The organism is Bacillus mesophilus, assembly GCF_011008845.1.
GTDB lineage: Bacteria > Bacillota > Bacilli > Bacillales > SA4 > Bacillus_BS > Bacillus_BS mesophilus.
Genome location: NZ_JAAIWM010000001.1, coordinates 474,768 through 488,848, shown reverse-complemented (window position 1 = coordinate 488,848; position 14,081 = coordinate 474,768). Strand labels below are relative to the sequence as shown.

Here is a 14,081-nt window from a genome sequence, read left to right as displayed (position 1 = left end):
AGGCAGGCTAAGTGCGCAACGTCCTGTTGCTACGCCTGCCTGACCTGCATCCTGCAGGCCTCCGACAATCAAATGTTCCCATTTATTCTCGGTGGGTTATCCCGGTCTAACTGGCGCTAACGGAAACATATAAAATAATAAGTTTGAATTAAAGCGCCAGTAAGACCCCGATTGGTTCAACTAACCATCAGTAGAGCACTGATGGAACAGTAGAGCACTGATGGAAGTTTCACTGTATTTGACCTAGGAAAAAGTGTACTTCCTTTTTCCCTCGAGGGGCTGGGCGCTGGAGCTAGACACAAACCCAAAGTAAAAAAACTTATGCTTTCTTATCTCGTGAACAAGTAACAGTAGCTAATAAGCCACTGTTAATCAAATAAATATTTTTTTGTACGAGAACGCACATTCAAGATAATTCCTATTGCAAGCATATAAGTTGCTAGTGAACTCCCCCCGTAGCTTATAAAAGGAAGGGGAAGCCCTGTAATAGGTAATAGTCCAACAGTCATACCAATATTTTGAAACACTTGAAAGGTAATCATCCCTATAATACCAGCGCATAAATAGCTTCCATAAGGATCATTGCATTCTAATGCAATATGTATCATTCGATAAATAAGTAGGAAAAATAAAGCAATAACTAGGCTTGCACCAATAAACCCAAACTGCTCCCCAATGATTGAAAAGATAAAGTCAGTGTGAGGCTCAGGAAGGTAAACTTCAGTTTGCATATAGCCTTTTCCTGAAAGAGAACCAGATCCAATTGCGAGTAGTGATCTAATCAACTGAAAACCCTGCGCACTTGAATATTCATAAGGGCTAAGCCAGCCATAAAAGCGATTTAATTGATATTCATCAAGAATATTTACTCTGAAAAAAACGGGAAATGCAAAGTAAATATAGATTAAACTCATGACTAGGAATAGGAATAGCAAGGCAAGAGCCACCAAGATTCTCCAACGAATTCCCGACACGATCAAGATTGATAAGAAGATTGACATAAAAACCATCGACATACCCATATCAGGTTGCTTAATTAAAAATAACAAAGGGACAATCGTGGTAACCGAAAGTTTAAAAAGTAATATAATATCTAATTTAACAGTACCATTCTGATGTTTTTCACGATGTGAGACAACTAATTGACTTAATACTAAAATCAAAAAGATCTTTAATAGTTCTGATGGTTGGAAATTTCCAATGCCAGGTAGTTTGTACCAACTTGTTGCTCCTTTAATCGTTTGGACTAAGCTGCTTGGAATATTTAATTCTAGTCCTACTAATAAAAGTAATCCAAAACCATATAAATACCATGCTACTTGTTTGAAACGATCATAATCAACAATCATAGTCACTAATATTGCCACTGATCCAACTGCATACCATTGCCATTGTTGTACAACGAAGTTGATATTTTGAAGTTTTTCTGGGAGAGATGGTTGTGCACTTAATATGGCAAGGGTACTGGCAATACTTAATAAAAATAAAATAAATAGCAAAGTATAATCAATTTGTTGCTGCGTTGTTTTCTCAGAATTCATAGATGATCCCTTCTCAATTGATGATCTATTAACAGTTATACCAACTTTTCGGGCGAACAAACCTTACAAATGATGATTTTTTCTAATAGTGGGTTATAAAAGATTAAAATAGGGTATGTACATTTATCGAAGTTTTTATGTGTGTCTAAGTATACCGATAATAATGCTCTATTAGATTACAAAAACTAATTAGGTTCAAAATAAGGGACATCTATTTCAGAGTCTGCTACTATAAACATTAGAGAAATTTGCCGAAACTTGACGGTTGGAGAGGAGGATACAGCATGACGGAAATCCAAATAGAGATAGAAGAAAAATTACTTCATTTGTTAGAAACAGAGGACATCATAGAATTTCGTCAGGAGTTTTTAGAGTTACACCCTTATGATCAAGCAAAGTTTTTTGAAAATCAGAATCGAGACCTAAGACGTCGTATCTATGAATATATGTCTCCTGAAGAAATGGCACCTATAATTGAAAACCTTGAATCAGGAGATGAAGTTGAGGAGATTATCACAGATATGACCCCTGCATATGCAGCCGATATGTTAGCTGAAATGTATGCGGATGATGCGGCAGACGTTTTAAATGAGCTGGAAAAAAATCAGGTAGCAAGCTATTTAAACATTATGGATGATGAAGCTGCTCGTGAGATTCAAGAGCTTCTTCACTATGATGAATATACCGCTGGAAGTATCATGACAACTGAGTTTATATCAATTGAGACTAATCAAACAATTCGTTCTGCGATGCAAATACTGAAAAAAGAAGCGCCTGATGCTGAAACGATCTATTACTTGTATGTCGTTGATGATGAGAAAAAATTAGTAGGTGTTATCAGTTTGCGAGATTTAATTATATCGGATGAGGACATGATGATTGCTGAGATCATGTATGATCGTGTCGTATCAGTTAGTGTAGGAGATGACCAAGAGGTTGTAGCGAGAACGATGAAGGATTATAACTTCTTAGCACTTCCCGTTGTAGATTTTACTGGACATCTACTCGGTATTATAACTGTTGATGATATTATTGATGTTATTGATGAAGAGGCTTCTGATGACTATTCAAAGCTTGCTGCCGTTTCTAATATGGACACCATTGACCGTGGTTCCTTTTCCGCTGCAAAAAAGAGACTTCCTTGGCTTGTCATTTTATTGTTTTTAGGAATGCTCACAGCTAACTTAATCGGAAGGTTTGAGGAAACCCTTGATCAAGTTGCAATATTGGCTGTATTTATTCCTTTAATTGCAGGGATGGCTGGTAATACGGGCACTCAGGCATTAGCCGTTGCAGTTCGAAATATTGCTACTGGTGATACGTTCCAAACATCAATCTGGAAATCAATTTGGAGAGAAGCGGGAACTGGACTAATAACTGGAGCAACTTGTGGAATATTAGTAACATTGATCGTATTTTTTTGGAAACAGAACCTGGTGCTTGGTGGACTAGTAGGGATCTCCATCTTTATTACCCTATTTATAGCAACTATTGCTGGTGCTATAATCCCATTGCTCATGCACCAGTTTAAAATAGATCCAGCTGTTGCATCTGGCCCATTTATTACAACGATTAATGATATTATAAGTATTATTGTTTATTTTGGGTTGGCAACGATGTTTATGCAGTACTTATTGTAAGGAATATTGAATAAAAGTAAATTGTTCAAAATATTTCTTAAGATACACTTTAAAAGCTTCAGTGTTAAAGGGGGAATACAATTTGGAACATCATGCTTCCGTAACATCATTACTAATAGTAGTTATAGTTGCATTTCTAACGCCGTTATTAATGCACAGATTCAAACTTAATTTTCTCCCGGTCGTAGTGGCAGAAATTATCATGGGATTAATTATTGGTAAAACAGGTTTTAACTTAATACATCCAGATATGTGGATTGAAACACTTTCCACTTTGGGGTTCATTTTCTTAATGTTTTTAAGTGGACTTGAAATCGACTTTTCAGCGTTTGCTGGTAATAAAAAGAAAGAAATTTTACCATCTGGAAAAGATGCACCTAATGCATTTTTTGTTTCTTCCATTGTATTTGTAGGGATATTCGGAATCTCATTATTATTATCTTATATGTTTGTATGGGCAGGATTCATTGAAAATGCATTCTTAATGACCTTAATTATTTCTACCATTTCCTTAGGGGTAGTCGTACCTACGTTAAAAGAAGCTAACCTAATGAAGCGTTCAATCGGACAAACGATTTTATTAGTAGCTGTAATCGCAGACCTTGTGACGATGATTCTACTTGCTGTATTTGTATCATTGTATAGTGAAGATCAAGGAAACATGTGGTTATTACTCATCCTATTTGGTGCAGGTGTAGCATTCTATCTAGTAGGTAAATACTTTAAGAACCAAACCTATTTAGAGACTATGTCAAAGGGTACTATTCAAATTGGGACGAGAGCCGTTTTTACTTTAATCATCGTACTAGTTGGTGTATCAGAGTCAGTGGGTGCAGAGAATATACTTGGAGCATTTTTAGCAGGGGTACTAGTTTCATTACTATCACCGAATGCTGACCTTGTGCATAAGCTTGACTCATTTGGTTATGGATTTTTAATTCCGATATTCTTTGTAATGGTAGGGGTTAATTTAGATATTTGGAGTTTATTTGAGGATCCAAAAGTTTTATATTTAATACCGCTATTATTAATTGCATTATTTGTTTCTAAACTTGTGCCAATTTATATTATGAGGTTCTGGTATGATACAAAAACAGTTCTTGCTTCAGGATTCCTATTGACCTCGACACTTTCTTTAGTGATTGCAGCGGCAACGATTGGGGAAAGAATGGGCATCATTGATGGTCAAATGTCAGGAGCACTGATTCTAGTTGCGGTTATTACGAGCATTATCACTCCAATTGCATTTAAGAAACTGTTCCCGATTCAGGAAGAAGAGGACATGAAGAAAAAGGTTGCGTTTATTGGGGCAAATCAACTAACACTACCAGCAACTTTAGAATTAAATAAAAATCTCTATGACACAACCATCTACCATATAAAACAAGAGAAGATTGAAAAGCAAGTGACAGATTCCCTATTCAACATTGTAGAACTAGAGAATTATTCGATTGATGAATTGAAGGAATTAGATATTTTTGCTGTCGATATCCTTGTTGTAACAACAGGGGATGAGGAAAAAAACGCAGAGATTGCAACGTTTGCTAAGGAATATGGCGTAGAGCGTGTCATTGCTCGTGCTGAGACACCTGAGTTAGATGAAGCATTAAAGAGTCATGGTGTTGAAGTATTCTCAGTTTTCCTTTCTACAAAATCTTTGTTACGTGCATTAATTGAATCACCAGGCGTAATGAATATCTTAACCAATCAAGAAACAGCACTATATCAAATCAATATGTCCAATAACCTTTATAACGGAATACAGCTTAGAAACTTTCCTTTTACAGGAGATGTAATTTTTGTTCGTATCTTTAGAGGCAAGGATTCCATTGTTCCTCACGGAGATACCGAATTGAAGCTAGATGATCGTTTAATCGTTACAGGTTCTAGAGAATATGTAGACGAACTTAAGATGGTATTAGAATTTGGGAAAACCGTATAAATACCGAAAAAGCCTTATCATTTGATAAGGCTTTTTCTTATAACAAGACCTTTCTTTAGCAGTGTTCTGGAATGAAGATTCCCTCTTTTCAGGGTAACCGTCTTTTTTTAAAGCATATGGTAAAATCAATAACTATTATGTTATACTATGACTAGGTACTAATAACATGTATAAATGGATTTTTAGGAGGAACCAATTGATGAATTTTTCTTTAAAAGATCGTACATATGTGGTAATGGGTGTTGCAAATAAAAGAAGTATTGCATGGGGAATTGCTAGATCATTACATGATGCAGGAGCACGTCTAGTGTTTACCTACGCAGGTGAACGTCTTGAGCAGAGCGTGCGTGATCTCGCAGAATCTTTAGATCGTAAAGATTCACTGGTTCTACCTTGCGATGTAACTAATGATCAGGATATTGAAAAATGCTTTGAAGAGATTAAGGAATCAGTTGGGGTTATTCATGGTGTTGCACACTGTATTGCTTTTGCTAACAAAGAAGAGTTAAACGGTGATTATATGAATACAACAAGAGATGGATTTTTATTAGCACATAATATTAGCTCTTATTCGTTAACAGCTGTTGCTAAAGTGGCGAAGGACTTGATGACTGAGGGTGGAGGTATTGTCACTCTTACTTACCTAGGTGGAGAGCGTGTAGTTAACAACTATAATGTAATGGGTGTTGCGAAGGCTTCTCTTGATGCAAGTGTGAAGTACTTAGCCAATGACCTTGGGAAGCAAGGAATTCGTGTGAACTCTATTTCTGCAGGTCCAATTCGTACATTATCGGCTAAAGGAGTTAGTGATTTCAACTCAATCTTAAAAGAAATTGAAGAAAAATCACCACTTCGTCGCACAACTACTCAAGAAGAAGTAGGAGATACAGCCGTATTCTTATTCAGTGATCTATCACGAGGAATTACTGGTGAAATGATTCATGTTGATTCAGGATATCATATATTAGGAAATTAATTAGACCCCTGCAAGCAGGGGTTTTTCTATTATCTATCCTCATTAGTGAACCTTAAACTAAGAAATAATTCAATATTCATTTAAAAATAGGCACACCCATTCCGTAACAAGCATACACATAAAGTGAAAACTAATGGATACGGAGGGTAAACACAAATGAAAGAAGAACCTCAAACAGTCAAACGTCCACCTCTCTTATACATTGCTCAACCGGACTTACAACCGGCTTTTGTAAAGATGCAAGATTATTATACGATAAAAAAAGAGGTACCAGAGCTTGATGTAGAAAACCTAGAAACAGAACCCTTAAGTGAAGTTCCAGATCTAGAAACAAAGGAAGAAGAAAAGACTATTCCTTTACGAAAAAAGTTTCATGAATATTCTATTGAAGAGAAAATACATTTCTTTACCAATCGTAAATCAAACATGCCGAAACCCTTGTGTGAAATTATCACAGAAACCGAAACGTACCAGGGTAGGATTGTTTCACTGGAAAATAACATTGTGACAGCAAGAATACTGAAGGATCCATACAAGGTCCAAATTCCAATTCGTTTGATTCAAAGTATTCAGGTTATAGGGTTATAAAAAAAGAAATTGGCCTGGAAGCCAATTTCTTTTTTTATCTATTAACGTCTTCTTCTTCGACGACCTCCGAAATTGTCATCATCGTCTTCTTGAACATCTTCTACTTCAACTTCAACGGAGTCTTCTACACTCGCAACACTTTCTTGGCCTCTAAAGAAGTTAGTGACAAGTCTTGGGTCTAGACATTGAATAGCACAGAAGCAACCAAGGTCAACCTCAATACAGAAGTCTGTTTTGACTAGTCTTTCCACATTGCAAATATCATCTGTTTCGCAAAAGTCTACTCCAATTGGTCTTAATAAAGAAAGAGTTGCACAGCAGCCATCGATACCTTCTACTCGGAAAAATGGAGTCTTAAAACATTCCCCGCCTCTTAACTCACCAATGTTTCCAAATGCTTTAAAAAGATCACCTTTCTTTGTATAAAGCAAGAAAGGAATTGTATCACCTACAAAATTAGCTGGGGATAAAAGATCTGAAAAACAACTAGTAGGACAGTTATCTTCTACAGCATCTTGTAAATCTTTAATGTTTTGAACAGCTTTGCATACACAATTAAAATCAAAATCATCTTTACGTTTACTCATTCAATTGCCTCCTATAACTCTATTAACTTGTGATTCCTTACTATGTTATAGAGGGACAAGTATATATGTGTGTAGGTGGGTTACCTATCTTTTTGCTTATGGACAAAAGAAAAGCCCAGCAATTTGCCGGGCTCTTACTTTTCTAAAATTAGCGTTTGTGTTGACCAGTTAGTGGAGCTAACAATTCAGGAGTTAAACATTGGATTGCACAGAAGCAGCTTAAGTCAACTTCAATACAGTTGTTCGTTCTGAATAAACGCTCAGTACCACAGATGATGTCTTCAACATCTTTTCTGCAATCAGGCTCAACATCTGACTCTAGTAATTCAAGCGTCGCACAACAACCATCTACACTGTTTACACGGAAGAAAGGTGTTTTGAAAGCATTCATACCAATAACAGGGCTTGAAACATTGTCTGGACGGATGTTACCAAATGCAGTGAATGGCTTACCTTTCTTTGTATAAAGAATGAATGGAATCGTGTCTCTACCTGGAGCAAATGCTGGGTTTAATAGGTTTGAGTAGCAACTAGTAGGACAGTTATCTTCTACAGCGTCTTGAAGGTCAGCGATATTACGGACTGCATCACATACACAATTAAAATCATGATCTTTACAACTCATTAACTTTCATCTCCCTAGTTTTTATTTTGACGTTATCGTCACTAACTAATCTATGAAAAGTAAGCTGTTTGGTGTTAGGAAGGTGTCCATAGTTTGTAAAATTAGGCTCGCTACGTAGTAATTTTATTAAGAATGACGTTGGTCAATCTCAAGTTCAGGACTTTTGACATACCTTATAAAGATTATCTTCAAAACGGAAGGAGGTACTTTGTGAAAGAGAAAATCCTGCATGACGAATATGTAAGAAGGTTATTAGAAAGAAGAAAAGAAGAAATTATTGTAATGGATCAAATAAATGAGAGGAACTTATCACTAGGAGAGGGATTAACCTCCCCAACTAGTAACCTCTCTACAGAGGAAACAAGAATTTTGATGGAATATTTGGATCAAAGAAATTTATTTAATATTACGAGCAAAGACCCGTCTAGGAAAAAAGTTTTAACACTAAAAAAATTCTTTAAAATGAAGCGTAATCAGCAGGTAGAGGTGTATTCACTTTATAATGGAAAATCTATTTATACAGTTGGAAAAGTAAGTGGAGTGGGGCGGGATCATGTGATGTTAACTGATTTGAAAAGCAGGTATTGGATCCCTTATCAGCTTATCGACTCGGCAAACGTTCCATATGGAATCCCTAATTATTCAAACACACATCAACACTTTATTTATGATAATCAGTTTCGTGAAAAACTTTTATACAACTTTGGAGAAACGGTTACGAAAAGAGATCCGATTTATCAGCTGTTCAATGAAGATTCTATTCATTCAAGTCTTAAGAGATGGGAGGGCACCTGGATTGAAGTAAGGTTGTTAACAGGAAATAAGGAAATAGGAAAAATTGTGGATGTAAAAAAAGATAAGCTCCAGTTGAAACTAATGAAAAAGAACATGGAAGTTAATCTTGGGGAAATTGCTTATATTGAAAGTCTGAGATTGTTAGATATTATAAAAAAATGGATGAGTTTTTGATACCAACCTGTATATGAACCTATACCAATTAGATCCAAGAAGAATAGATTACTAGTAATCTTTATTAAAGGAGGATATGTAATGAGTCACAACAATGACCAAGAACCTATTGTTGACCGTATATTTGAGGACCTTGTAGGAATGATTGGGGATGAAATCCTAGTTGTTACAGAAGCACCTCAACTTAATTTATTAGGGCAAACCTTTAGACCCATTTTTTGTGGAACAATTGCCGAAGTAGAGACAGGGCATATCACTTTATATCCAGTCATTATCAAGTTTGTTAATGCGCCATTTTACGAAAATCCGTTTCCAATTAGCATACCTTTTGAAAAAATTGCCCACTTTACTACAAATTTTGATTGTAGTACTAGATTTCCAATCTCATAAGAGGAGGTACAAACCATGAGCCACTTAGGTAATAATCAATCTTTTTCTTCAGTAAATGAAATTCATGGTGAAGCGATGATCCAGCATTTTATCGATGGAATTGGTCGAAAAGTATTTGTGTTAATGCCGTCCTTTCCGTTTCTATTTATAGGTACCATTGTAGATGTTATTAATGACCTAGTTGAGATTGATGTGGAAACAACACACTATGCCCAGCTAGAAAATAGGTTGTGGCATATTCATATCCACAATATTGAGGTCTTTTATATAGAAAGAGATGATGGACCAACCATTCCTGAATTAACGAATGGTTAATAGAGAGGAGGTTTTATGATGAAGCGATGCTATCATGTCGTCGCGATTCCAATACGTATCGTTGTAAACACCTTTGGAGATCACAATCCAAACGGGATGATGTACGTATTAAAGGAAAACGAGAAGAAAGTAAAAGAACTTGTTAAGAAGAATCCTTTTACTCCAGTTGATTTAGTTCAACCACTCATTATCCGAGCTAATCAAGGGGATGTTGTCGAGATCTTATTTGAAAACAAGCTTCCGTTTGCATCAAGTATGCATTTTCAAGAAGCTGATTATGATGTACTCACTTCTGATGGAGCCAATGTTGGTTTCAATCCAGATACGACTGTCCCAACTGGTGAGAAAATTCTTTATCGATTGAATGTATCTCACGAAGGAATTTATTTATTCACTGACTTAGGGAATCCTTCAAGTAGTGAGAACGGGTCTAATGGTAATGGTTTATACGGGGCCTTATATGTGCAAAAACGCTTTTCATGGTGGACAGATCCTGTAACAGGAGGCCCTATTAATAGCGGTGCAGATGCAGATATACACAATCCTTATGTGCCATCTTTTAGAGAGTACACATGGATGTTTGCAGATCAGATGGAGATTAACGATATAACCGGAAATCGCCCGATTGATTTTGATACCGGACAAGAGGCTGAATCCTTCCACGGTGTCAATTACCGTTATGAACCATTAAACAGAAGAAAACAGTTAATTTCTGAAGGTGTTGTTTGTCCTGATTGTGATGGAGAGGAAGTCCATCATGATTCATGGGTGTTTGGAGATCCAGCCACACCTATATTGAGAGGTTATGTAGGAGATTCAGCTAAAATCAGACTTAGTCATGCAGGGGTGAAAGAAACGCATGTGTTTCACTATCATGTTCACCAATGGTTTAGGGATAATAAGAATGTAAATTCAGAAATATTTGACTCTCAATCAACAAGCCCACAAACTCATTATGATATTGAACCTTTATATGGGTTAGGTAGTTTGCATGGCTCAATAGGTGACGTTATCATACACTGTCACTTATATCCGCATTTTGGTGCAGGAATGTGGGGAATAAATCGTGTATTTGATACCCTGCAGGATGGCAGTCAGTGCTACCCAAATGGCGTCCCAATTAAAGCATTACAGCCACTTCCTGACAGAGAACCACCACCGATTCCAACTCCAGAACGCCCTGGTTTTCCTAACTTTATTCCTGGTAAAGTTGGTTGTAAAGCACCAAGACCTCCACTAGGGATAGTGGGTGGTCGAGAAATGACAGATCTAGAACGTAATGCGGCTATTCCTAATCCACGTCCTGGTGCAGTTTTTTCAGATCCATGCTTAGATAATGCTCCTGTAATTGAATATAATATTTCTCTTATTGAACTACCGATTGTCTATAACAAGCAAGGCTGGCACGATCCAAAAGGTCGTATATATATCCTTGATGAGGATATCGATGATGTGTTGTCAGGACGAAAAGAGCCAATACCATTAATCATACACCAGCCAGCAGGTGTATGTATACGTGTGAATTTTACAAATAGACTACCTCATATATTAGATGGAGATGCGTTTCAAACTGCGGTTAGAACCTATGAAGTTGGCATGCATATCCACTTTGTGAAATTTGATGTTTTAGTAAATGATGGAGCGAATGTAGGGTGGAACTATGATTCTAGCGTATTACCTGGTGAAACCATTCGTTATGAATATTTTGCTGATGTAGAATTAAAAGCTTGGTTTTTCCACGATCATTTATTTGCGGTTCAACATGAACAGCATGGAGTGTTTGGTGCAGGCGTGGTGCAACCAAGATTTTCAAATATTGTAGATTCTCAAACAGGAGAAGAAACAGTTAGAGGCACACAGGTAACGGTGTTCCATCCATTGATTCCTGATTACCGTGATCTCGCATTAAATGTTCAAGATTTTGTCTATTTGTTTGACAAGGATGGAAACCCAATTGCACCACCAGGATACCCTGGTTCGTTAGATGATCCCGGAGTATTTGCTGTGAACTATAGAAATGAACCACTACAATTTAGACTTGGACCTGATTGTGAACCTGCGTATTCCTTCAGTTCTTATGTTCATGGAGACCCAGTCACCGATATTTTAAGGGCTTATGAAGGGGATCCCATCCGAATCCGACTTCTTCAGGGGGCGCACGAAGAATCACACAGCTTTAATCTCCATGGGTTGGAATGGTTAAGTGAACGAAGAGATTTGGATTCAAAGAATGAGGATCAGCAGCATATAGGAATCTCGGAATCCTTCACATTTGAAACGTATTTGCATACTTCAGGCGACTATTTATGGACATTTGAAACAGAAGAGGATTTATGGAATGGTACGTGGGGACTCATTCGTGCTTATGATGAAGAAGTTCCAAACTTAATTCCGCTGTCAGATCAACCACTCCCACCAAAACGAACAAAGCCATTACCAGTTTGTACGGGCGAGCCACCGGAAAAGGCAAAAGAGGTAGTTAGTCTTGGACCACCTGAAAGTCCTGTTAGGTGTTATGACATTGTAGCCATTCAAACTCCTATCATTTATAACCCAACTTATGGTGAGGTGGATCAGAATGGAATTGTTTTCGCCTTGGCAGAAGATGTAGATGATATTCTCGCAGGACGTAAAAACCCAGAACCATTAGTAATAAGAGGAAATGTAGGAGATACCATTGAAGTGAATCTTACGAGCTTACTGGAATTTGATAAGTTTCCATTTAAAGATGGAATTTACCCATACCCTGAAGTAAAGGAACAAGCATTTTATCCACCTTCCTTAAGGGTATCGCTTCATCCACAGTTGGTATTATATGACGTTAAAACTTCAGCGGGTGAAACAGTAGGATTTAATCCTGATCAAACAGTTGGTCCAGGTGAAACCATTAAGTATAAATGGTATATTGACCGATCTAACGGTGCTGCAAGAGGTATGTGGGATATGGCAGATATTCGTAACCATCGTTCTCAAGGTGCATTTGGTGCGATCATAGGTGAAGTAAGGGGAACAGAGTATCTTGATCCGTATACGCACGAACCACTTAAATCTGGGTCCAATGCAGTACTTCGTCATCCTCTGCTTCCAGATATCCGTGAGTTTGTCATGATTATGCACGATGGAGTTCGCTTATATGATGAAGCAGGACAATTAATCCAAGATCCAGTAGATGGAATCTTATTAGCAGATGGACCTGAGGATTTGGCTGTAGAAGAAGTGGATACGTATGACCAAGGCTCAAGAGGCTTTAACTATCGTACGGAACGTTTAATTAATCGATTTAGGGAACATCCAGAATTAAGTGATTTATTTAGTTCTAAGGTGTTTGGAGACCCTGCAACACCTGTATATGAAGCTTATCCTGGGGACCCTGTTTCAATTCGACTGGTCACTCCTGCAGAACGGAGGAGAACTCACACTTTCCACCTGCATGGGCATTACTGGAGATTTGATGCTAGGGATTTAAATTCTCGTATAGAATCTTTTGTCGGTTTTAACGTAATGGGGCGTAAGGTAGACCTTGAGTTAGTCGGTGGTGCAGGTAGTCTTTTTAACTTCCCAGGTGATTATATGTATCGATCGGGTAATATCATGTGGGATATTGAACTCGGAATGTGGGGGATCATGAGAGTTCATGAAAGATTTATGAAACATTTACCTCCACTTGAAAAATAGTACAACGGGGACTTGAATGTCCCCTTCTAATAAAAAAAGGTGGTGAAATGATGGAAAATGAAAATGTATGTAACGAATTTCGGTGTCCAGAATTTGTGCCCGCTAATGCCCCAGATGATTTTTGCATTCCAGAAGAATGTTGTCCAGATAAAATACCACAACCCAAATTCCCTTCCCCCAATTCCTGCTTATCTGAAGAAGAATTAGAAGAAGTAGAAGCTAATCTAGAAGAGGTAAATAACCTCTTATTAGATCTCGGGCTTTCAGGAGAACGGGAGCCAAATGAGATATTTAAGGAAGCGTTTGATGGTCTCGTCGGACAACAGGTAATTGTAAAGTTAAATTGCCCAAGCCTCATCAGAGAAGGCAAAAATATGAGTGTAAAAGGAAGGGTGTATCTTGTAGGTCAAGATTTTGTATTGTTGAAAAGAAAGAAATCAGATGTATTGGTAAGATTCAAACAAGTATTATTAATAAAATTAAAGAATCGATATGCGGAACCAGAATCAGAAGCTAGGCTTAACGATATTGATCCATGCTTTAGAAGAAGGTTAACGTTTAACTTTGGTGAGGTAGTATCATCATCCCCAGAGCTCATTCAGCTCTTCTTCAGACTTAATCTTAAAATCTATCTAATGTTACTAATAGGTGAAACGGTAAAGGTTAGTTTAGATGGTCGCAAAATGAAAGGGAAAATCTGTGAAGTTCATGATGAGTCCTTCACCATAAAAATGAAGAAAAAAGAAAGAGAAATACCAATGAATAATGTTTGTAAGATATCTTTATTAAAGAAATAGAAACAAGAACGTCACTTATTCATCATAAGTGACGTT

Annotated in this window: 11 protein-coding genes and 1 pseudogene; 9 read left to right on the top strand and 3 right to left on the bottom strand. The window is 37.2% G+C overall.

Going from position 1 to position 14,081, the window contains the following annotated elements; translation table 11 throughout:
* Positions 1 to 368: 368 nt before the first annotated feature.
* Positions 369 to 1,541 (bottom strand): FtsW/RodA/SpoVE family cell cycle protein, encoded by a 1,173-nt coding sequence (locus G4D63_RS02500; protein ID WP_163177345.1) that lies wholly within the window; start codon positions 1,539 to 1,541, stop codon positions 369 to 371.
* 284 nt (positions 1,542 to 1,825) lie between these two features.
* Between G4D63_RS02500 and mgtE the strand changes: the two genes are divergently transcribed.
* The 4 genes from mgtE (at position 1,826) to G4D63_RS02480 (ending at position 6,687) form a co-directional block, all read left to right on the top strand.
* Entirely contained in the window at positions 1,826 to 3,181 is a 1,356-nt protein-coding gene (gene mgtE / locus G4D63_RS02495) for a magnesium transporter (protein WP_163177343.1), read from the top strand.
* 82 nt (positions 3,182 to 3,263) lie between these two features.
* Positions 3,264 to 5,123, top strand: coding sequence for a monovalent cation:proton antiporter family protein (locus G4D63_RS02490; protein WP_163177341.1), 1,860 nt, complete (start codon positions 3,264 to 3,266; stop codon positions 5,121 to 5,123).
* A gap of 199 nt (positions 5,124 to 5,322) precedes the next feature.
* Positions 5,323 to 6,099 carry an enoyl-ACP reductase FabI gene (gene fabI / locus G4D63_RS02485; RefSeq protein WP_163177339.1) on the top strand — a complete coding sequence of 259 codons (777 nt, stop codon included), beginning with the start codon at positions 5,323 to 5,325 and terminating at the stop codon, positions 6,097 to 6,099.
* A 156-nt stretch (positions 6,100 to 6,255) separates the two neighbouring features.
* Positions 6,256 to 6,687 carry a CotO family spore coat protein gene (locus G4D63_RS02480; protein WP_163177337.1) on the top strand — a complete coding sequence of 144 codons (432 nt, stop codon included), beginning with the start codon at positions 6,256 to 6,258 and terminating at the stop codon, positions 6,685 to 6,687.
* Between the two features lie 164 nt (positions 6,688 to 6,851).
* Here the strand turns inward: G4D63_RS02480 and G4D63_RS02475 are convergent.
* Positions 6,852 to 7,274: pseudogene (locus G4D63_RS02475) on the bottom strand (CotY/CotZ family spore coat protein); the annotation flags it as partial.
* A gap of 148 nt (positions 7,275 to 7,422) precedes the next feature.
* Positions 7,423 to 7,899: a CotY/CotZ family spore coat protein gene (locus G4D63_RS02470; RefSeq protein ID WP_163177333.1), complete on the bottom strand. Its 477-nt coding sequence runs from the start codon at positions 7,897 to 7,899 to the stop codon at positions 7,423 to 7,425.
* Between the two features lie 210 nt (positions 7,900 to 8,109).
* On the opposite strand from G4D63_RS02470, the gene G4D63_RS02465 reads away from it, so the two are divergent.
* The 5 genes from G4D63_RS02465 (at position 8,110) to G4D63_RS02445 (ending at position 14,045) form a co-directional block, all read left to right on the top strand.
* Complete coding sequence (locus G4D63_RS02465) at positions 8,110 to 8,868, top strand: hypothetical protein (protein ID WP_163177331.1); 759 nt, start codon at positions 8,110 to 8,112, stop codon at positions 8,866 to 8,868.
* An 81-nt stretch (positions 8,869 to 8,949) separates the two neighbouring features.
* Entirely contained in the window at positions 8,950 to 9,258 is a 309-nt protein-coding gene (locus tag G4D63_RS02460; RefSeq protein ID WP_163177329.1) for a hypothetical protein, read from the top strand.
* A gap of 15 nt (positions 9,259 to 9,273) precedes the next feature.
* On the top strand, positions 9,274 to 9,573 hold the full coding sequence (locus tag G4D63_RS02455; RefSeq protein WP_163177327.1) for a hypothetical protein: 300 nt from the start codon (positions 9,274 to 9,276) through the stop codon (positions 9,571 to 9,573).
* Between the two features lie 18 nt (positions 9,574 to 9,591).
* Complete coding sequence (locus G4D63_RS02450) at positions 9,592 to 13,248, top strand: multicopper oxidase domain-containing protein (RefSeq protein WP_163177325.1); 3,657 nt, start codon at positions 9,592 to 9,594, stop codon at positions 13,246 to 13,248.
* Positions 13,249 to 13,295: 47 nt separating this feature from the next.
* Positions 13,296 to 14,045, top strand: coding sequence for a hypothetical protein (locus tag G4D63_RS02445; RefSeq protein ID WP_163177323.1), 750 nt, complete (start codon positions 13,296 to 13,298; stop codon positions 14,043 to 14,045).
* Positions 14,046 to 14,081 lie beyond the last annotated feature (36 nt).